Source organism: Algoriphagus kandeliae (genome assembly GCF_004571135.1).
In the GTDB taxonomy this organism is placed as follows: domain Bacteria; phylum Bacteroidota; class Bacteroidia; order Cytophagales; family Cyclobacteriaceae; genus Algoriphagus; species Algoriphagus kandeliae.
Map to the genome: position 1 here is coordinate 1,022,494 of NZ_SPSB01000001.1, position 21,462 is coordinate 1,043,955.

Genomic DNA, 21,462 nt, shown 5'->3' on the forward strand with positions numbered 1-21,462 from the left:
TTTTGGGTTTGAAAAATTGTTAAATCACTTTTTTTCAAACCCATTTTTTTGTTTCTTTCGTTATGCTACGAAAACTTAATATATCAGTTTTTATTCTTCATCTTCTAATTTTTAGCTCTTGCCGATCAGAGCTTTATGAAGCAGAGCAATTATTTTCAGAAAAGGAGTATGAAGAAGCGATTAGCTCCTTGGATACCTATCTCTTCTTCCATGTAACTGACATCAAGGCATTTCACTTGCGCGCACGTTCCTATGAAGAACTAGGCAAAATTCAGAAAGCATTAGAAGATTATGAACGTATTATTTCTCTAAATCCAGAATATGCGCAGGCTCATGCCGGCATCGGGAAAATCCTATTTAATCAAAAGCAATACAAAGAAGCCGAACTTCGCTTATTGCGGGCAGCAAAATATGATCCAGCGGATTTCGATATTCTGTATCTTTTGGGAAGAGCCTTACTTCAAAATAAAAATTACACCCTAGCAGAGGAGTTTTTCCAAAAAGCAAAGGAATTGAATGATCAGCATGCACGACTTCATTTTTATCTAGGAATGGCAAGGGCCTATCGAGGAGATGTTTTAGGCTGTGCCGCTTCTTTCAATCAATACGTCAAACTAGAGCCAGATAACTTGGTTGGCCGATACAATCGAGGATTTGCCTTGATGAAAGTAGGTTATTTGGAATGGGCTTTGGAAGATTTTGAAGCCGTTTTGAAGAAATATCCTGACCATTTGGAAGCTTTGGCGAAAAAAGGAATTTGCTTGGCCCAACTGGGAAATACGGAAGGCTGCCAATATATAAAAGAAGCAGCCTCTCAAGGTTCTGATTACGCCCTAAATCATTTAGATCTTTGTTCTTAAGAAAGTCTCTGTTCGATCGCAGCTTTATAATTTGGAATAGCTTGATCAGTTAATCCCAAAAACAAGTATGGCTCAATCAGCTCTAATTCCATTAGATAAAATTCTCCATTGATTTCTACACCATCTACCCTTGCATAAAGGGATTCAGGTGCGAATTGATCTACAAAACTTTGAGCTATTTGAAGCATTTTGGCGGATGGCTGAATCACTTGAATGGTTCCTCCAAAATAATGCTGTACCCGGAAATCCTCCTTTTTTGGAGTCTTTAAAACTGCATGAGAAAAGTTTCCATTAAAGAAAATCAAAGAATACTCCCCTACCTCGGCAACTTCCTTAACAAATGGCTGTACCAAAAAAGCCTCTTCTTTTAAAAGCTCCTCTAATTTACTCGCATATTCGGGCCAATTTTCAACTGAAACCTTAAAAGTGTTTTTTGCTCCACCACTTACCAGCGGTTTAATTACAGCCAAACCGGATTTCATTTGTTTTTGAATCTGGGAAAAGTCCGGCTTCGTACCTTTTTCCAAAACCAATCCTGAAATAACCGGAAAACCTTTTTCCGCCATTTCGATCAAATACCGCTTATTGCTATTCCAACGGATAGTTTTTAGATCATTAAGCACAGGAATTTTAAGAGAATCGATTCTGTCTAGCCATTCCAGAAATTCTGGATAATAATCGAAATAATCCCAAACTGACTTGACTAAAAGTTCATCGTAGTCACTCCATTGAATCTTGGGATCAGACCAAGGTAAAATTTCATTTTCAAAGCCCAAATCCTTCAAAATTCCAGATAGAATTTGATCCTCATCAATGGTATTAGCATCGTATGCACCTGTAGAAATGTAGCTAACTATTCCAATCTTCTTTTTCATATTCCTATTTTGCCCCAAAAATAGCCTTTAACCAATTTTTGTATAGACCATTCTTCAAAAACCAAGTCGAAGGATTACTTTTGAGCACTGTAAAAAATATGGAACACCGAAAGCTCGTCATTATCCCAACCTACAATGAAAAAGAAAACATTGTGGATATGATTCAGGCGGTCATGGAGCTACCTGGGGATTTTGAACTCTTGGTGATTGATGATGCCTCACCTGATGGCACAGCAAAATTGGTAAAAGAGCAGCAGGTAAATTTTGCTGATCGACTTCATCTAATCCAACGTTCGGGGAAATTAGGCTTGGGAACCGCCTATATCACAGGTTTCAAGTGGGCCTTGAACCATGGTTATGACTATATTTTTGAGATGGATGCCGATTTTTCCCATGATCCAAAAGATCTCGTGCGACTTTATGAGGCCTGTGCTATTGAAGGTTTTGACATGGCTATTGGTAGCCGTTACATCACAGGAGTAAATGTAGTCAACTGGCCTATGGGAAGGGTATTGATGTCCTATTTTGCTTCGGTCTATGTTCGATTTATCACCGGCTTACCAATCAATGATGCTACGGCGGGCTTTAAATGCTACCATCGTTCTGTTTTAGCTGGAATCCAACTCGATGAGATCAAGTTTATTGGCTATGCATTTCAAATAGAAATGAAATTCACAGCTTGGAAGTTGGGTTTCAAAATCAAAGAGGTACCCATCATTTTTACAGATCGTACCAAAGGCACATCCAAAATGAGTAAAGGAATTTTTAAGGAAGCTATTTTCGGAGTGATTTGGATGAAAGTAAAAAGTATTTTTTCACCCTATAAGCTCAATCAAAGCGTATAGATTGAATAGGGTTTACCCTTGATATCACGATTACAGGAATCCATAAAACCAAAGCGGTCAAAAGGGTAATTCCAATATTGATGGCTATGAAAATCGGCCAATTCCATTCGATAGGCACATAGCTCATATAATAACTTTGAGCGTCGAGAGGAATTATTCGAAACATATCTTGAATCAGTCCAAAACCCAATCCAATAGCATTTCCTATCAAAAGACCTCTTCCCAAGATTCGCATTCCATTCCAGAAAAATATACGTCGGATTTGAAAGTCTTGAGTTCCCAGAGCCTTTAACAAACCTATCATTTGGGTGCGCTCCATGATCAAAATAAACAATATAGCCCCCATGTTAAAAATAGCAACAAAACCAATTAAACTGATAAACACATATACATTGGTATCCAGCAACTTAAGCCAATCAAATATTTCCAAATATTTGTCTTCTGAATTAATCAGCTTTAGGTCTAAATCCAGAATTTCTTCAATAGATCGACTCAATTCTTGGCTCGGTTTATCATTGATAAAAATCTCCAATCCCCCTACTTCATCATCTTGCCAGCCATTAAGATTTCGGATTGTTTGAAGCTCGCCAAGAATGATTTTTTGATCAAAGTTTTCCAGCAAGGTTTCATAGATCCCAACTACTTCCACTCGCCGATAACGAGGAGGATTTTGGACAAAATACAGGATAATTCTATCCCCAACTTCCAAAAGAAGCCGATTGGCTAGATAGCGGCTAATTACCACTTCGTTAGAAGTACCGGTTTCAGGAAAGTTGATAAAGCGGCCTTCCACCAAGTATTGTTGAAAATTGAGCGTATCAAAGTCAGTGGATAACCCTTTCATCAGGACGCCTTCTACTTCCTCTTCTCCTTTGATTAATGCTGCTTTATGAGCAAAAGACTGTACTTTTTCAATTTGTGGAATGGAGGAATAATTCTGATAAAAATCAGCTTTCAAGGAAAAAGGATTTTCCTCAAAAGAATTACTCATGGTAAAGCGCTGAACCTGATAATGTCCCGTGAAATCGTATACTTTTTCGGAAACGGTTTTTTGAAAACCTCCCAAAACCATGAAGGCAATTATAGAAACTGCTATTCCTATTGCCAAGCTACCGACAGCAATCTGATGGATGATGGCTGAAAATCCACCAACCCGGCTAAAACTGATTCTTTTGGCAATGAAATAGGAAAGGTTCAAAGGAGTGATTTAATTTGTCCTAATGCATCGCAAAATAGCATGAACCTTATGAAAAAATTAATCTCAACTTGTTTTTTGTCTCTTCTTCTATTTTTGACTATAGGTCAATTAAATTTCGCTTGGTCCCAGGTTCTCACAGGTTCCGAACGTTCGGACTTATATCTCCCCCTTTTAAAAGGTAAAAAAGTTGGGATTGTAGCTAATCAGACCTCTATCATGCCACAAAGCAACAATAAACATGTGGTTGACTTTTTATTGGAAAATGGAGTGGCCTTGAAAAAAGTCTTTGTGCCAGAACATGGCTTTCGTGGTACCGCAGATGCAGGAGAAAAAGTGGATAATTCCATCGATCAAAAGACAGGTTTGAACATAGTGTCTCTCTATGGAAATAACAAAAAACCTTCTGCAAGTCAAATTCAGGATTTAGATGTCTTGATTTTTGATTTGCAGGATGTGGGAGTTCGCTTTTTTACATATATCTCTACGATGCATTATGTAATGGAAGCTGCGGCAGAAAATGGAAAGCAGGTGATTATTTTCGATCGGCCTAACCCACTAGGAGATTATGTGGATGGTCCTATTCGTAAAGAAGGGTTCGAAAGCTTTGTTGGAATGCATCCCATCCCCATAGTGCATGGCCTGACTGTGGGAGAATTGGCAAAAATGATCAATGGAGAAAAATGGCTAAAAGGTGGATTACAAGTAGAACTTGAGATTATACCTGTTAAAAATTGGGTACATGACCAGGAATATCACTTACCAATCAAACCTTCACCAAATCTTCCCAACGACTTAGCCATTCGGCTTTATCCAAGTACTTGTTTTTTCGAAGGAACTGTGGTTTCCTTGGGAAGAGGAACTCTTTTCCCTTTTCAGGTTTATGGATATCCGGACCCAAAATTCGGAGACTTTACCTTTACTCCCATTAGCATCGATGGAATGTCGAAAAATCCACCACATCAAGATAAATTATGTTATGGGCAAGATTTGAGAACTCAATCCCTGGATCATCAATTCACATTAAGGTTCCTATTGCAAGCCTTTAATGACTCCGAAATGGGTGAGAAATTCTTCAATAATTATTTCAACACCCTAAGCGGAACAGATGAATTGAAGAAACAGATCTTGGAAGGAAAAAGTGAACAAGAGATCCGAGAAACCTGGAAAAAGGAGTTGGAAGAATATAAAATATTAAGAAACAACTATCTGATTTATAATTAATTAAAAATTCTTTCCTAAACCAATTATTAAAATAATTACAAAACAAATTTTATGAAGAATTCAGCTCAGTCCAAAGATTTGAGAATTGTTTACATGGGTACTCCTGAGTTTGCCGTGCCGGCATTGGAGCGCTTGGTAGAGGCGGGTTGGAACATAGTTGGCGTCATTACTGCTCCCGACAAACCCAGAGGAAGAGGTCAAAAGCTCATCCCTTCACCTGTCAAGGAAGCTGCCTTAAAATATGGTTTGAATGTGTTACAGCCTACCAATTTGAAAAGCCCAGAATTCTTGGAAGAGCTTCGAAAGCTAAATGTCGATCTTCAAATCGTAGTGGCTTTTAGGATGCTTCCTGAAGTGGTTTGGAACATGCCACCTTTGGGAACATTCAATCTTCATGCATCCCTCCTTCCCGATTATCGTGGAGCTGCTCCGATCAACTGGGCCATCATCAATGGCGAGACAGAAACTGGGGTGACCACATTTTTCCTAAAACATGAAATCGATACAGGATCAATCATTTTCCAGGAGAAGGTTCCAATTTTGCCTGAAGAGGATTTGGGAGATGTCTATACCAAACTGATGAACCTAGGGGCTGATTTAGTTTTAAGAACTGTAGAAGCTATTGCAAAAGATGAGGTAAAACCAATCCCACAAGATGAAAGCAAGGCCCTACATCATGCACCAAAAATTTTCAAAGAAACCTGTCAAATTGATTGGTCAAGGAGTGCCATCGAAATAAATAATCTGATTCGTGGACTTTCTCCCTATCCAGCGGCTTGGACACTGATAGAAGAAAAAAATTGCAAAATCTTTAAGGCAAAACCGCAAGCGGATGACTTGTCAGGAAAAAAGCCTGGAGAATGGTTAAGCGATGGAAAAAATTACCTGAAATTTCAATGTGGAGACGGGCATTTAGAAGTGCTAGAAATCCAACTGGAAGGTAAAAAGCGGATGAATATCAAGGATTTCCTTCGAGGAAACACCCTTTAAAATTCTATATTCTTTTTCCTTTTGAGTATTATTTTTCCAAACTTTATAAGAACCAAAAATTTTTAAATCATGAGAAACCTAAAAATTATTTTCAGCTTATTCTTTTTGATTTCGATTGGATTTTCTGCCAATTCCCAAGTCCTCAAAAAACTCAAAAAAGCAGTCGAAGAAAGTGTCAGCAAATCCACAAACGAAAAATCAGAGGAAGAAACTAACAAAATGTTAGAGGGTATGATGGGAGCTTTGGGTGAACCTGCAGATGTAGAAGAATCTTATGCTTTTTCAGGTTTTATGATCCTAGAGATTACTTCCACAAATAGCCGAGGAAAGTCTGAAGATCCGGTAAGGATGAAATCCTTTTTGTCGGAAAACCCTGATTTTTCTGGAATAGAAATTCAAGATCCTGATCAGGAAGAAATGAAAACTGTTTTGATCATGGACCTTAAAAATCAAGCTACTGTTTTGCTGATGGATGATGGCGAGAGAAAATCATCCATGGCAATTGGATCTGATTTTGACAAAATTCAAGAGCAAGTGGATTTGAATTCGACTGAAGAATCCGCTCCTGATCAAATTAAAATCACCAAGACTGGAAACACCAAAGAAATCTTGGGTTTTCACTGTGAAGAATATGAGGTTGAACAACCTGAGGGAAAAGGAACCTATTGGGTATCACAGGAGGCAATTAAAGGCTTTTCACTTTTTTCGCCAGGATCTAGCCCCATGGTATCCAATAAGACCATGGATAGGTATCAAGAAATATTTTCTTCTATGCCAAAAGGAAGTATCCTTGAAATGCACTACCTGGATAAAGATGGATCAAGTGCTGATATGAAAACCATTGATCTCCAAACCTCATCTCCTAGCCTATTCAATTTGCAGGAATATCCAAATGTCTTTCAAGGAAAATAGGATCAGAAATTATTCAAATAGAAAGGGGACTTCAGGTCCCCTTTTCCTTTTTTAAGCAAATTATCTCCGGTATCTTCAAGCCTTATTTTATCAATTATGGAAATTCTAATCATTGCAGCCAAGGCAAAAAACAATGTTATTGGTAAAAATAACGAGTTGGTTTGGCGACTACCTGAAGATTTCAAGCGATTCAAAGCCCTGACTACCGGCCATTACCTTTTGATGGGAAGAAAAACCTTTGAATCCTTAGGAAAACCTCTTCCAAATCGAATTCACTTAGTCATTTCCAGAGATAAAAATTATCAGGTTCCTGAAGGGCATTTTGTTTTCCAAAATATAGAAGATGCATTCACTTTTTGTAACAAATTGGAGGTCGATAAGCTTTTTGTAATTGGTGGGGGTGAAATCTATAAGCAAACACTTCCTTTAGCCGATAAACTGATTCTCACCGAAGTTGAAGCAAGTCCTGATGGTGATACCTATTTCCCTGAATTTGATCCAACTAATTGGAAAGAAGTCTTTAGGGAATACCATCCTGCGGATAGTAAGCATCAATATGCCTTCTCTTTTGTGGATTATGAAAAAGTTACAGAAGTATGAATGAACCCGTAATTTGGATTACCGGAGCCTCTTCAGGAATTGGTGAGGCTTGCGCCAAAAAGTTTTGTCAAGAAGGCTATCAAGTCATTATCTCCTCCAGGAAGGAAGCAGAACTTGAGCGAGTTAAAAACACCTGCATTCATCCTGATAGGGTAAAAATTCTTCCTTTAGATCTAGCTGATCAATCAGATTTTGAACATACCGTCAAGCAAGCCGTCTCCCTATTTGGTAAGGTTGACATTCTATTACACAACGGTGGGATCAGCCAGCGGTCACTTATAAAGGAAACCGATTTAGAAGTGGATCGGAAATTAATGGAAGTCAACTTCTTTGGAACTGTCGCTTTGACCAAAGCCATTCTGCCCTATTTCATGGAAAGAAAATCTGGTCATTTTGCAGTTGTGACAAGTTTAGTAGGAAAATTTGCCTCTCCTTACCGATCTGCTTATGCTGCTTCAAAGCATGCCCTACATGGCTTTTTTGATACGTTAAGAGCAGAACATTATCAGGATAATATTGCAGTTACCTTGATTTGCCCCGGCTTTATCCGCACGCAGGTTTCGGTAAACGCCCTTACCGGAGACGGTTCTTCTTTAGGAAAAATGGATGATGCACAAGCCAAGGGAATGAGCCCTGAAAGCTGTGCAAATGCAATTTTCAAAGCAATCCAAAAGCAGAAGGAAGAGGTTTTGGTTGGAGGCAAAGAAATCTATGCGGTTTACCTCAAGCGCTTTTTCCCACACATTTTTTCAAAAATCCTTAGAAAAGCCAAAGTCAGATAATATGAAACTGGTAAAAGCTGAAATCATTGCCATTGGCGATGAGCTCCTTTATGGACAAATCATGGATACCAATAGCCATTGGATTTCCAAGGAATTGGACTTAGTTGGGGTGAAAGTTGTTCGGAAAACAACTGTCGGAGACAATCGAAAAGATATTTTGGATGCTTTTTCAGAGGCAGAAAAAAAAGCTGACCTTGTGCTAATCACCGGAGGGCTCGGTCCCACTCAAGATGATTTAACCAAACCTCTTTTGGCGGAGTATTTTGAGTGCCCTATTCAGGAAGTTCCCGAAGCAGTAGCTGCTATCACGGAATTTTTTAAAAGGCGAGGTCGTGAAATGACCCCATTAAACATACTTCAGGGGCATTTGCCTTCATGCTGTGAATATGTACCCAATGAAGTTGGGACTGCCCCGGGAATGTGGTTCGAACGAAACGGAACCTATTGGATGTCAATGCCCGGAGTTCCTCATGAGATGAAAAAACTCATGAAAGACTTTGTCTTGCCTAAACTTCCCCAAATTTTTGAATTGCCAGTTATTCATCACAAAGTCATCAAGACTGCAGGTATTGGGGAAAGCTGGTTAGCCGACCTTATCAAAGACTGGGAAAATGCACTCCCTGAACATATCAAACTAGCCTATCTTCCCTCTTTGGGTCATGTTAAATTACGACTAACAGGATTTGGTACAAATCTGGAGCAAATTCAAGCTGAGATTGAAAATCAGATCGAATTGGTCTTTCCTACCATTCAAAAATATGTTTATGGCTATAATGAAGAGAGCCTTGAAACTGCGATAGGCAAACTTTTGAAGGAAAAGGGGAAAACCTTAGCTTTGGCTGAAAGCTGCTCGGGAGGCTATATCACTCATTTGATTACCACTGTACCGGGAAGTAGTGAATATTTGCAAGGGGCTGTAGTGCCATATCACAATCAATTCAAAGAGAAAATCCTTGGAGTAAAAAAGGAAACTTTGGAAACAGTTGGTGCTGTGAGCGAAGAAACGGTGGAGCAAATGAGTCAAGGAGTACGAAAGCTATTTGGAGCAGATTTTGGATTGGCAAGTAGCGGGATAGCCGGACCTGATGGAGGAACTCCCGAAAAACCGGTTGGAACAGTATGGATTGCCTGCGCAGGAGAAGGGTTTACGGAGACTAAAAAACTCCAATTGACCCAAGACCGAATGTTAAATATTCAATTGACAGGGGTTGCTGTTTTAAACTTGTTAAGAATTTGCATTCAGAAATACGACAAATAAAATTTTATGTGATCGGTTTTGATGGATCATATATAAAATTTAATTTTAAAACTTGAATATATACCCAATTAAATATTAAAAAAGAATGGCTAGTGTAGAAATGCTCATGCCCAAGATGGGTGAAAGTATCATAGAGGGAACTATCCTTACTTGGTTAAAGAGTGAGGGTGATGTGATAGAGCAGGATGAGTCGGTATTGGAAGTAGCTACTGATAAAGTAGATACAGAAGTTCCAGCGACTCATGGAGGGGTCTTGAAAAAAATATTAGTAAAAGAAGGCGATGTGGTTGCTGTAGGAGCTCCTATCGCAATCATTGAGACAACCGGAGAAGTTGCCGAAACTCCTTCCCCAGCTGTTGAGAAAGAAGAAAGCAAGGAAGAACTTGTAGCTGCAGCTCCTGCAAATACCGATACTATTCTACAACAACCGGAACCAATTAGCTCTTCCACAGGTGAAGATGGGAGATTTTATTCACCTCTAGTTAGAAGCATTGCTAAAGAGGAAGGTATTTCAGCTGCCGAACTAGCCAAAATCCCTGGTACAGGAAAAGATGGAAGGGTAACGAAGCAGGATATGCTTTCCTACCTTAAAAACAGAACGTCCGGGAATCTACAAACTACACCAGCATCACCATCCATTGCAGAACCTAAGGTTCATGTAAGTGTTTCTGCAAGTGATGAAATCATTGAGATGGATAGAATGCGCAAAATGATCGCCCAGCGAATGGTGGATTCCAAGCGTATTTCTCCTCATGTGACTTCTTTCGTGGAAGCTGATATGACCAATATTGTTCTTTGGAGAGAAAAGAACAAGAACGCCTACAAAGAAAAGTATGGCGAACCAATCACCTATACTCCATTCTTCATCGAGGCGGTAGCCAAAGCTATTCGTGATTTTCCAATGATCAACATCTCTGTAGATGGAGACAGAATCATTAAGAAAAAGGATATTAACGTCGGAATGGCTGTAGCCCTTCCAAGTGGCAATTTGATTGTTCCTATTATCAAGAATGCTGATCAGTTGAACCTCGTTGGAATATCCAAGAAGGTAAATGACCTCGCTAATCGAGCTAGAAGCAATAAATTGAATGCCGATGACCTAGCTGGTGGAACGTATACAGTTTCTAATGTAGGTTCATTTGGTAACGTAATGGGAACGCCAATTATTCCTCAGCCTCAAGTTGCTATTATGGCAGTAGGTGCCATTGTTAAAAAACCTGCCGTTGTCGAAACTCCAACAGGAGATGTAATCGCTATCCGTCATAAAATGTTCCTTTCCCACTCCTATGACCACCGCGTAGTTGATGGTTCTTTAGGAGGAATGTTTGTCAGAAGAGTAGCCGATTACTTGGAGGCATTTGATATGAATTCAACCTTTTAAAAAATTAGCCCCGACTAAATCGGGGCTTTTTTTATTTTATTTTTTGAAAATGGTGTTCAAGTCTTTCAGCTAAAACTCCCAAACGAATCGGCTTCGTTAAGTAATCATCCATTCCTGATTCAATCGCAGCCAATTTATCATCATCAAAGACGTTTGCAGATAAACCGATGATAATTGGCTGCTTTGTAAGGTCCATTTTTCGGATTATTCGAGTAGCTTCTAGTCCATTCATGACAGGCATTTGAACATCCATTAGTAGGATATCGAAATTCCCCGTATTTACTTTTTCTAAAGATTCAGCTCCATTTCGCGCTACCTCATAGGTAAAACCCAACTGATCCAACATCATCCCCATCAACTGTAAATTCAGATCATTATCCTCAATCAAAAGGACTTTAAAAGGATATTTTCCGGATGTTTTTCGGATATCAGCCCAACTATGGTCTTTAGATGGAACCTGTTCTTCTAAAGCAGAAACCTTCTTTACTAAAACAGAAAACTCAAACTTGGAACCTTTACCCAATTCACTGCTTACTTCAAACTCCCCTCCCATCAGTTCTGTGAGTTTTTTGGCTATGGCCAATCCCAGTCCAGTTCCTTGATGACTTCTTGTATTGGAGCTGTCGATTTGATAAAAAGGATCGCTAAGATGCTGTAAATGGTCCTCAGATATTCCTATCCCTGTATCTTCTACACTACACTCCAAAAATCCCGTTTCTTCGCTTATTGGTAAGAAATTGACCTCAACTTTTACAGTACCTCCATCCGGGGTAAACTTTACTGCGTTTCCAACCAGATTCAGAAAGACCTGATTGATCTTGAATTTATCCGCCTCGATTAATAAAGGATCTACAAATCCTCTATGAAATGAAAACTGAATATTCTTTTTAGAAGCTAAGCCTAAGAATATTTTACACTGGTTTTCCAATTCTTCAAAAGGATCAAATTTCTCAGGTAGGATTTCTACTTTTCCAGCCTCGATTTTTGAATAGTCGAGAATATCTTTAATGATTCCTAAAAGCGTATTCCCGCTATTTTTGATAATATCTACATACTGTTTTTGAATCTTGTCTAGCTTGGTCTGCTCTAAAAGGTCAATGATTCCTAGCAAGCCATTCATGGGAGTTCGAATTTCATGACTCATATTCGCTAAAAATTCAGACTTCGCTCTATTGGCCTTATCTGCTACAGCGATGGCTTCCATCAAACCCTTTTCCCAGATTTTTTGACCGGTAATGTCTCGAGAAATGGACATCATCTGATTTTCATCTAATGGGAAATAACGGTTTTCAAAAAATCGATCAGTTCCAGAATTCCTAAAAGCAGCCTCCACCGAATGAATCTTTCTGGATTTCAAAGCATCTTCAAAGGCACTCTGCACGTCCTCTCTTTGCTCCTTAGAGAAAATTTCGGCAAAGTTTTTACCCACTGCCTTCTGCAAATCCGGAAAATCTTTAGCCTCCACAGGTAGGTGTACATCCAGGATAGTTCCTTTATTGTTATAAATGAAAATGATATCCGGAATACTTCTAATCAAGTTTCTCAGGCGGTTTTCACTCTCTTGAAGTTTAACCTGGGATTGATATTGTTCAGTGATATCGGTACAAATCCCCATTCCTCCCAAAAAATTCCCTTCAGAATCGTAAACAAATTTTTCAAAAATCCGGACCCTAAGCTTCTTACTATCCTTTCGGATAAAATCATATTCGAGGTCCATTACATCGAGCTTTTGGGTAATTTTTTCCAAAACAATACCCCGAATACGATTAGCCTCCTCATGCGTAGAATTACTTTGAAAGGCATCAATAAATTCCTTCTGATTGTACCCAAGAACGGCTTCCACCTCCTCACTCACGCGGATAATTTCACCACGTTGATTATGGAAATAGACAAAGCCACGAAGCTCCTGAAGCAGTAGAATTTGCTGTTCAAACAAATCCCGAATTTCTTTTATGTTCCTCTCCTGAGTTCGTTGAAACTCTAGGCTATTTTTCAGAGAAACCACAAAAAAACCAATGGTACCCACCAAAAGGATCATGAAGCCCAAGAAAAGAAAAAAGTATGTCCTGTATATGCCAGAAGAAAGGCTTTCGATCGGGATTACAAAAACAAAAGCACCAGTCTTATTCGATATATTAAAACGAAACGGATATTGAGAAACTACTCCAGAAAAATCCTCTCCATCTATACTCCAATTAATATCATACATCCCCTTTAACCCTAAAGCTAGATCTTCTCTGACTTGCTTAAGAGCCTCATCAGAAAGCTGGATTTGACTTCTGTTTAAAGGAGTGACATTCCCTTCAAAGTAGAGAAATTTTGCTCCGGTTGGGTTTAGGTAATAATTCTCTGAAAAGTCAGTCACATACTCCAAAAAATCCAGGGAGTATAAAATCCGAAACCCTTTTCTTCCTATGACTAGCGTCGAGTATTTTTTGGAGCTCGACTCCGGAAATCCTGTATCCACAGCTTTTCTGAAAAAGTCATTCCGTTCGTTGAAAGTAAAAGTCAAAACCGAATCCTGCATATCTACCCATGCAGAATCAATCAAACTTGGAAAGGCATTAAAAAGCCTTCGGGCAGCAGAAGTAAACTCCTCGTCATAATCATCCAACTCATGACCAGGATCTTCTAAATAACCAATCAAAGCCCTTGATTCTTCTTCAAAGCGTCTGATTTCCATCTCCAAGCCACGAGCTGCCAATTCCGACTGCTTACTTAAAAACTCCCTTCTGGAATCAATTTGGGTATTATAGATCGCATTGAAAAAGGAAAGACCTAAAACCAAAATCAAAAATACCAGAAGGGTGCCAATCAAAAAATTGACCCAAAACTCACCAAATAATGGAAGTTTAATTTTCATTTGATTCGTGGGTTTATTTTTATCATAAACCAATCAATCCCATCAAAACGCTGACATACAGCATTTTGCAAATAAGACTCTGACTCAAAAGGAAATAAATCCTGTGACTCAATCAAAAAGCGACTCGCCATTTTTCGAACCTCTCTACTTTTACTGTTGAATAGATTATAATCTGTAATTCGAAAATAATCGGCATTGATTGTCTCTCGATAAACATGGTTTTTGAGGGGAGGCATACTAAGAGACTCAATAGCCGAAGACGTTCCCGCCACGATATCTCCCTTTCTGTTTACAATCAAAAAACTTCCCTCATAATTATCGAAGAAGTTTTGGATAATCTCATCCACAGTTACATCTATCCCAATCACTGCAAAAAGCTTGTCTCCATCATAGACGGGATGAACTAGGGAAAGAATCCAACCTTTACCTGCAGGATCTACATAAGGCTCTTGAATCCAAACCGGACCTTTCTCGGGATTATGCTCCTCATCCGCTTCATAATAAAAGTTGAACTCAGTAACATCAATATTTGGATCAACCATGTTGATCACATCGTAGGATGGATATACTCTAGAGACTTGATTGGAAGTATTAAAATATACCTGAGCGATATTAACGTATCTTGAATACAGGTTAGAAAATACACTATCCATGGAATTGGTCAGCTTGATTTCTTCTAAACCAGCTTCATAATTTTTGGTAGAATTTAAAAGAATGACTGTACTTCGAGCAGTATCCCCCAAAGTAGGAATCGACGAGAAAACACCATCCATCAGGTAGGGGTCCGCCAAATTTTGGGCAAGGACAGTTTCTTTATTTTTCAATAAAGAATCCATGTAATCAGCAAGAATTACGATTTCCTGGGTTAAAATATCTGCTTGTTCCTCTAGCACAGAAACCATTTCTCCAAGCAGCAATTTATCCGATCGGTAGCCTTCCTGTATCGAATCACTACATGCAATCAGAATAAAAAATAAGGAAAAGAGACTTCGAACTTTATTCATTTCCTGACGATTTCAGGAAAATTAAAGATTTTCGAGCTGCTTACGCAATGATTTTCCCATTTCTTCAAATCGATTCTTAACAGAATCAAAAAATTCCCCCTGGAAAAAGACCTCCAAGTCCTCCTCGGAAAACACATCCAATTCGTTCACTTTGAAGGTCTGTTCCATAGGCCCCAATTCAAATTTGATCAGATATTTATTGTTCCAGGAAAAAATACTTATTCGGATATCCTCCTGAACCAATTCTTTTACAACTCTCATAGAACTCGCTTTACGGAAGAGCTGTAGGAAATTCTGGATTTTAGCGAAGATGCAACAGAACAGTATTTATCAACTGAAAGTGCAACAACTTTTTCAAACTCTTCTTCTTTAGCATCCGGAGAAACCAAAACAAAATGAAGATGAATATCGGTGTAAAAAGAAGGAACGCCTTCATTCCGCTCACCCGTGATTTCTACATAAAAATCTACCACCTCTTTCCGCTTCTTTTTCATCATCAATACAGCATCTACAGAAGCACAACCTCCCAGTGAACTCAACAATAAATCCATTGGAGATTGGGCTTTTTTCTCAGGCGCATCATACATATCGATCTGCACCTTATTTCCTTGCTGATTTTCAGCTTCATATTCAAAATCCGCCTTCATTCGGACGGTAACATGTCTAGTATGTGCCATGAATTCTATTGAATGGGTTACATATTTCTTCTATACTGACCGCCCACTTGGTAAAGGGCTTGAGTAATTTGTCCCAAAGAACAATATTTTGTCGCCTCCATCAAACGCTCGAAAACATTTTGATTTGAAACTGCCGCTTTTTTCAAAGCCTGAAGTTGCTCCTCTGCCTTTCCGGCATAATGCTTATGAAGGTTTTGAAGCGTTTGAATTTGATTTTCTTTTTCCTCTTTTGTCGCTCGAATCACTTCTCCAGGAACGATGGTAGGAGAACCTTCAGAAGAAAGGAAGGTGTTTACTCCAATAATTGGGTATTCGCCAGTATGCTTCAACATTTCATAATGCATACTTTCTTCCTGAATTTTTCCACGCTGATACATCGTTTCCATCGCTCCCAAAACTCCTCCTCGCTCTGTAATGCGGTCAAACTCCATATAAACAGCTTCCTCAACCAAATCGGTCAATTCTTCAATAATAAAGGAGCCTTGTAATGGATTTTCATTTTTGGCTAATCCCAATTCCTTATTGATGATCAACTGAATGGCCATTGCTCTACGAACGGAAGCTTCTGTTGGGGTGGTAATCGCCTCGTCATAAGCGTTTGTATGTAAGGAATTACAGTTGTCATAAATCGCATACAAAGCCTGAAGCGTTGTTCGAATATCGTTAAAATCAATCTCCTGAGCATGAAGAGATCTACCCGAAGTCTGAATGTGATACTTCAGCATTTGTGAGCGCTCATTGGCCCCGTACTTCAACTTCATAGCTTTCGCCCAAATTCTTCTAGCCACCCGGCCAATCACCGCATATTCCGGATCAATGCCATTGGAGAAGAAAAAAGATAAGTTTGGAGCAAAATCATTCACATTCATCCCACGGGAAACATAATATTCCACATAGGTGAACCCATTGGAAAGCGTCAATGCCAATTGGGTGATTGGATTGGCACCTGCCTCTGCAATATGGTATCCTGAAATAGAAACAGAATAGAAGTTTCGGATTTTATGATCGATGAAATACTGCTGAACATCCCCCATCAATCGAAGCGAAAATTCAGTTGAGAAAATACAGGTGTTTTGAGCCTGATCTTCTTTCAAAATATCCGCCTGAACGGTTCCTCTCACTTTCGAAATAGTATCTGACTTGATTTGCTCGTAAACATCTGCTGGAAGTACTTGATCTCCGCTCACTCCCAAAAGCATTAATCCTAATCCATCATTTCCATCAGGAATTGGCGCATTGTATCGAGGCCTTGCTATTCCTTTCTCTTTATAAAAGGATTCGATTTTTTGGTTAACCTCTTCTTCTAAGCCATTGGCTTTGATATATAATTCGCACTGCTGATCGATGGCTGCATTCATAAAAAAAGCAGTCATTGTAGCTGCAGGACCATTGATAGTCATGGAAACCGAAGTCATCGGATCTACTAGATTGAAGCCAGAGTACAATTTTTTAGCATCATCCAAGCAGCAGACATTCACGCCAGAATTTCCGATTTTGCCATAGATATCTGGTCTATAGTCTGGATCTTCCCCATATAAAGTCACCGAGTCAAATGCCGTGGAAAGCCGTTTTGCAGGCATGTCTTTGGACACATAATGGAAGCGTTTATTGGTACGCTCAGGTCCGCCTTCCCCTGCAAACATTCGGGTAGGGTCCTCTCCTTCTCTTTTGAAAGGGAATACACCTGTAGTGTAAGGGAATTTACCTGGAACATTTTCTCGTAATCCCCACTTCAAAAGTTCACCCCAAGCCTCATACTTTGGCAAAGCCACTTTAGGAATTCGAGTATCAGCTAAGGAACTGTGGTAGGTCTTTACCTTTATTTCTTTATCTCGAACTTTGAATACATAGAAATCCTCAGAATATCGAGCTGCCTCCTCAGGCCATTCTTCCAACCACTTCTTGTTTTTAGGATCAAGATTAAGTTCAACTTGGCTATAAACCTCCTGAAGTTCTTTCAGCAAGCGATCTTTATCATCCAATTTAGTGGTAGCAATCGCTTCCATGGATTTTTTGATGGAATAAAGTTGCTGAGCAATTTCTTTTTGCTCCTCTACCCATTTATCGTAATTACGATTGTTCTCTGTGATTTCGCTAAGGTAACGAGTTCTTGCAGGAGGAATGATGTAAATCTTCTCAGAATTACCACCGGTCAATTCAAAACCGCTATTAAAATCACCAAATTTTTCCCCAATTCGCTCAATTAAAGCCCGATAAAGTTGATTCATTCCGGGATCATTAAACTGAGAGGCAATGGTGCCAAATACCGGGATTTCTTCGTCTGAAGCATCCCAAAGATTATGGTTTCGCTTGTATTGCTTTTTGACATCACGAATCGCATCCAAGGCACCCCGCTTATCAAACTTGTTTAGTGCAATCACATCCGCAAAATCCAACATATCAATTTTCTCCAATTGAGATGCCGCTCCATACTCAGGAGTCATTACGTAAAGCGAAAGGTCTGAATGCTCGATAATCTCCGTGTCAGACTGACCAATACCGGAAGTTTCCAAAATCACCAAATCAAAGCCTGCTGCCTTAACTGTGTCCACAGCATCCTGAACGTATTTTGAAAGCGCCAAATTAGATTGTCTTGTAGCCAATGAGCGCATGAAGACTTGCGGATGATTGATGGAATTCATTCGGATTCGATCGCCTAGCAAGGCTCCACCAGTTTTTCTTTTTGAAGGATCGACAGAAATAATGGCTAGGGTTTTATCCTCAAAATCCATCAAAAACCGACGAACCAATTCATCCACCAAAGATGATTTCCCAGCGCCACCAGTTCCAGTAATTCCCAAAACAGGCGTATTGCTTTCTTGACTTTTTTGACGAACTCTTTCTAGTAGTTGAGAAGATTCTTCTGGGTAATTTTCAAAAGCTGAAACGATTCGAGCTAACTTTCCTTTATCTGTGGTATCAAATTCAATATTTGCAGAAACATCCTTCCCAACAGGAAAATCACATTTTTGAACCAAATCATTGATCATTCCCTGCAAGCCCATAGCACGGCCGTCATCAGGAGAATAGATTCGGCTAATTCCATATTCATGCAATTCCTTAATCTCCTCAGGGAGAATCGTTCCTCCTCCACCTCCAAAAATCTTGATATGTCCGGCTCCTTTTTCATGAAGGAGATCATACATGTATTTGAAAAACTCCATGTGACCGCCCTGGTAGGAAGTAATCGCAATGGCCTGAACATCTTCCTGGATAGCACAATCCACAATTTCTTGAACGGAACGGTTATGCCCTAAGTGAATTACTTCGCATCCTGTGGATTGAATAATTCGACGCATGATATTAATTGCAGCATCATGTCCATCAAAAAGGGAAGCTGCCGTAACGATCCGAATGTGATTTTGCGGTTTGTAAACCGTAGTTGCTTGAGTCATGGATTTGGGTTTATACTTCTCTTAACTTCCTAAGCCTAAAAAAGGATTGATTCAGGCCTATTTTTAATGTTTGCGAATATAGGAAAATAATAAAGTCAGAAGGATAATTTTTCCACCGAAATCAAAATATTATTTTGATTTTTCCTTGAAAAATTATTTTTTAAACAGATAAAACATCTCAAATCATAAAATTGAAAAATATTCCATCTGCCGAATAAAATTCCTAAATCATGAATATTCATGAAATAAATACTTCCTATTAGAAAAATATTACATATTCCTTTCAAGAGTTTTGAAAATTTCCCGTTCTCTGTAGTTTCGTAAAAGATTGCCCTAAACAATATGTCCAATAACCGATACGCATTTTTTATTTCTATCACAGCTGCCTTGGGTGGCTTTTTATTTGGTTTTGACACGGCTGTCATCTCAGGAGCTGAGCGTGCCATTCAGGATGTTTGGCAATTAGATGATTGGACACATGGATTGGCTATTGCTTCGGCATTGTATGGAACAGTCATAGGCGCCTTGTTTGGAGGCATCCCTGCTGATCGATTTGGTAGAAAAAAGTCACTGCTTTGGATCGGACTGTTTTACTTCATTTCAGCCTTAGGTTCAGCAATCGCTTGGGATGTGGGCAGTTTTACAGCATTCCGTTTTTTAGGAGGTTTGGGTGTAGGAGCCTCTTCTGTTGTTGCACCTATGTACATTTCGGAAATAGCTCCCGCTAAAAACCGAGGACTCTTGGTAGCTCTCTATCAATTCAACATCGTATTTGGAATTGTCATCGCCTACATTTCAAATTTCTTAATTGGGACAGCTGAATTGCCAGAAGACTGGAGATGGATGCTTGGCGTGGAAGCAATTCCTGCCTTGATCTACAGCGTGATGATTTTTAGAATTCCGGAAAGTCCTCGTTGGCTAATTTCCAAATTCAACAATCAAAAAGAAGCCCGAGCCATCTTAACCCGAACAGACCCGGAAGGCGTAGAGGAAGCTATTCGCCTAGCAATCGAGGAAGAAAATCAAGTCAAATCCAATGGAAGCTTTGGCATCCTTTTCAGTAAAAAATACCTTTCCAGCACGTTTTTAGCTATTTTGATTGCCTTCTTTAATCAAGTTTCTGGAATCAATGCAATCATCTATTTTGCTCCACGGGTATTTGAAATGGCTGGAATTTCGACCGAATCAGCTTTGATTTCAACCATTGGAATCGGGGTAATAAACTTAATAGGGACCTTCCTAGGATTATATTTGATTGATCGGGTAGGAAGAAAAATCCTGATGTATATTGGCTCATTCGGCTACATCATTTCACTGAGCTTGATGGCTTATAATTTTTTGGGTCCTGGTATTCCCACATTTTGGTTACCCATTTTCGTCTTCGGTTTTATCCTTTCTCACGCAATAGGGCAAGGCTCTGTGATTTGGGTATTTATTTCTGAAATGTTCCCGAATGAGTTTCGGGCTTACGGACAATCTTTAGGTTCCTTTACCCATTGGATTATGGCAGCCTTGATTGCCAATGTATTTCCCTTTTTCGCCAACTCCTTCGGGCCAGGATATATATTTTCCTTCTTTGCGGTTATGATGTTCATTCAACTGCTTTGGGTAAGATTCAAAATGCCAGAAACAAAAGGAAGATCTCTGGAAGAAATTCAAAAAGACTTACATCAACACTATGTCCAATAAAGTACTTGTATTCGGTGAAATGCTATGGGACTGTCTTCCTCAGGGAGATGTACCGGGTGGCGCAAGCATGAATGTGGCCTTGCATTTGCATATCATGGGTTTTGAAAGCCGCTTGATTTCAGCTGTGGGAAATGATGATTTGGGAAAAAAGCTGCTGAAATATATCAAAAGCTACGGGGCTTCCGATGAACTAATTCAAGTCAATATTCATGAAACCTCCCGTGTCTTAGTTGACAACAGAGATATCGAAAATGTAAAATATAATATCATTTCTCCTGTAGCTTGGGATTTTATTGAGAACAACCCCTTGCTCACAGAATCGGTAAAATCATGTGATGCTTTTGTTTTTGGTACCCTTGGAGTTCGAAATCACCAAAGTCTGCAAACCCTATTAGACTTGTTGCATCACGCAGAACTCCGGATATTTGACGCCAATTTACGTCCTCCCTATTATGACTTTGAAGTCATTGAAACCTTATTAGGCTTTACTGAAATTCTCAAAATAAATGAGGACGAGCTTGTGGCATTTGGCGATTACTTTAACATTGAAGCCAAGCCTGAACCTCTTTGCGAATTTTTGGATAAGCATTTCCCTGTTGAAACAATTTGTATCACCCTAGGGTCAAGGGGTGCTCTATTGTATCAAGATGGAAAATTCTATTCTCATCCCGGATATTCCGTGAAAGTAGTGGACACAATTGGAGCTGGTGATGCCTTCCTCAGTGGATTTGTAAAAAGCTACCTGGAGAAAAAAAATCCAGCAGAAACACTTGATTTTGCCTGCAAGGTGGGTGCATTTGTAGCTTCTCAACAGGGAGGTTCTCCTAAGTATAAACTCTCAGATTTAGATCATTTAGAAAAGAAATAAGAAATCCCCGAATTTCTCGAGATTAGACCATTTATCCCTTTTTG

General features: G+C 39.3%; 18 protein-coding genes. 11 read left to right on the forward strand and 7 right to left on the reverse strand.

Annotated features, from left to right (window positions below; translation table 11 throughout):
- The first annotated feature begins 62 nt into the window (after positions 1-62).
- Positions 63-860 carry a tetratricopeptide repeat protein gene (locus tag E4S40_RS04405; protein WP_135071392.1) on the forward strand — a complete coding sequence of 266 codons (798 nt, stop codon included), beginning with the start codon at positions 63-65 and terminating at the stop codon, positions 858-860.
- On the opposite strand, the gene E4S40_RS04410 is transcribed toward E4S40_RS04405, so the two are convergent.
- A complete protein-coding gene (locus E4S40_RS04410) occupies positions 857-1,735 on the reverse strand; it encodes an ATP-grasp domain-containing protein (protein WP_135071395.1) in 879 nt (292 codons plus the stop codon). The two genes, E4S40_RS04405 and E4S40_RS04410, sit on opposite strands and share 4 nt — an antisense overlap.
- A gap of 98 nt (positions 1,736-1,833) precedes the next feature.
- On the opposite strand from E4S40_RS04410, the gene E4S40_RS04415 reads away from it, so the two are divergent.
- Positions 1,834-2,580: a polyprenol monophosphomannose synthase gene (locus E4S40_RS04415; protein WP_135071398.1), complete on the forward strand. Its 747-nt coding sequence runs from the start codon at positions 1,834-1,836 to the stop codon at positions 2,578-2,580.
- On the opposite strand, the gene E4S40_RS04420 is transcribed toward E4S40_RS04415, so the two are convergent.
- The gene (locus E4S40_RS04420) at positions 2,564-3,778 is read right to left on the reverse strand and encodes an ABC transporter permease (RefSeq protein ID WP_135071401.1); all 1,215 of its coding nucleotides are present in this window, start codon (positions 3,776-3,778) and stop codon (positions 2,564-2,566) included. The two genes, E4S40_RS04415 and E4S40_RS04420, sit on opposite strands and share 17 nt — an antisense overlap.
- A 39-nt stretch (positions 3,779-3,817) precedes the next feature.
- On the opposite strand from E4S40_RS04420, the gene E4S40_RS04425 reads away from it, so the two are divergent.
- From E4S40_RS04425 to E4S40_RS04455, 7 genes are all read left to right on the forward strand, one after another.
- The gene (locus E4S40_RS04425; protein WP_394345394.1) at positions 3,818-4,999 is read left to right on the forward strand and encodes an exo-beta-N-acetylmuramidase NamZ family protein; all 1,182 of its coding nucleotides are present in this window, start codon (positions 3,818-3,820) and stop codon (positions 4,997-4,999) included.
- A 51-nt stretch (positions 5,000-5,050) separates the two neighbouring features.
- Positions 5,051-5,989, forward strand: coding sequence for a methionyl-tRNA formyltransferase (gene fmt, locus E4S40_RS04430; RefSeq protein ID WP_202615331.1), 939 nt, complete (start codon positions 5,051-5,053; stop codon positions 5,987-5,989).
- 69 nt (positions 5,990-6,058) lie between these two features.
- Positions 6,059-6,901, forward strand: a complete 843-nt coding sequence (locus tag E4S40_RS04435; protein WP_135071407.1) for a DUF4412 domain-containing protein — start codon at positions 6,059-6,061, stop codon at positions 6,899-6,901.
- A gap of 96 nt (positions 6,902-6,997) precedes the next feature.
- The gene (locus E4S40_RS04440) at positions 6,998-7,501 is read left to right on the forward strand and encodes a dihydrofolate reductase (RefSeq protein WP_135071410.1); all 504 of its coding nucleotides are present in this window, start codon (positions 6,998-7,000) and stop codon (positions 7,499-7,501) included.
- Positions 7,498-8,283, forward strand: coding sequence for an SDR family oxidoreductase (locus E4S40_RS04445; RefSeq protein WP_135071413.1), 786 nt, complete (start codon positions 7,498-7,500; stop codon positions 8,281-8,283). The genes E4S40_RS04440 and E4S40_RS04445 overlap by 4 nt, the downstream gene beginning before the upstream one ends.
- Before the next feature lies 1 nt (position 8,284).
- Positions 8,285-9,541 (forward strand): competence/damage-inducible protein A, encoded by a 1,257-nt coding sequence (locus tag E4S40_RS04450; RefSeq protein WP_135071416.1) that lies wholly within the window; start codon positions 8,285-8,287, stop codon positions 9,539-9,541.
- Between the two features lie 85 nt (positions 9,542-9,626).
- Positions 9,627-10,922 (forward strand): dihydrolipoamide acetyltransferase family protein, encoded by a 1,296-nt coding sequence (locus E4S40_RS04455; protein ID WP_135071419.1) that lies wholly within the window; start codon positions 9,627-9,629, stop codon positions 10,920-10,922.
- Between the two features lie 31 nt (positions 10,923-10,953).
- On the opposite strand, the gene E4S40_RS04460 is transcribed toward E4S40_RS04455, so the two are convergent.
- The 5 genes from E4S40_RS04460 to E4S40_RS04480 are packed head-to-tail and all read right to left on the reverse strand — an operon-like array spanning position 10,954 to position 18,861.
- Entirely contained in the window at positions 10,954-13,785 is a 2,832-nt protein-coding gene (locus E4S40_RS04460) for a PAS domain-containing hybrid sensor histidine kinase/response regulator (RefSeq protein ID WP_135071422.1), read from the reverse strand.
- Positions 13,782-14,789, reverse strand: a complete 1,008-nt coding sequence (locus E4S40_RS04465; RefSeq protein ID WP_135071425.1) for a PDC sensor domain-containing protein — start codon at positions 14,787-14,789, stop codon at positions 13,782-13,784. The genes E4S40_RS04460 and E4S40_RS04465 overlap by 4 nt, the downstream gene beginning before the upstream one ends.
- 21 nt (positions 14,790-14,810) lie before the next feature.
- Positions 14,811-15,050 carry a hypothetical protein gene (locus tag E4S40_RS04470; RefSeq protein ID WP_135071428.1) on the reverse strand — a complete coding sequence of 80 codons (240 nt, stop codon included), beginning with the start codon at positions 15,048-15,050 and terminating at the stop codon, positions 14,811-14,813.
- Positions 15,047-15,466 carry an OsmC family protein gene (locus E4S40_RS04475; RefSeq protein WP_237563128.1) on the reverse strand — a complete coding sequence of 140 codons (420 nt, stop codon included), beginning with the start codon at positions 15,464-15,466 and terminating at the stop codon, positions 15,047-15,049. Before E4S40_RS04475 ends, E4S40_RS04470 begins: the two co-directional genes overlap by 4 nt.
- Positions 15,467-15,483: 17 nt before the next feature.
- On the reverse strand, positions 15,484-18,861 hold the full coding sequence (locus E4S40_RS04480) for a methylmalonyl-CoA mutase family protein (protein WP_135071431.1): 3,378 nt from the start codon (positions 18,859-18,861) through the stop codon (positions 15,484-15,486).
- 342 nt (positions 18,862-19,203) lie between these two features.
- Here E4S40_RS04480 and E4S40_RS04485 point away from each other — a divergent pair, with 342 nt between their 5' ends.
- The gene (locus E4S40_RS04485; RefSeq protein ID WP_135071433.1) at positions 19,204-20,550 is read left to right on the forward strand and encodes a sugar porter family MFS transporter; all 1,347 of its coding nucleotides are present in this window, start codon (positions 19,204-19,206) and stop codon (positions 20,548-20,550) included.
- Positions 20,540-21,418 carry a carbohydrate kinase family protein gene (locus E4S40_RS04490; protein WP_135071436.1) on the forward strand — a complete coding sequence of 293 codons (879 nt, stop codon included), beginning with the start codon at positions 20,540-20,542 and terminating at the stop codon, positions 21,416-21,418. The genes E4S40_RS04485 and E4S40_RS04490 overlap by 11 nt, the downstream gene beginning before the upstream one ends.
- Positions 21,419-21,462: the final 44 nt, after the last annotated feature.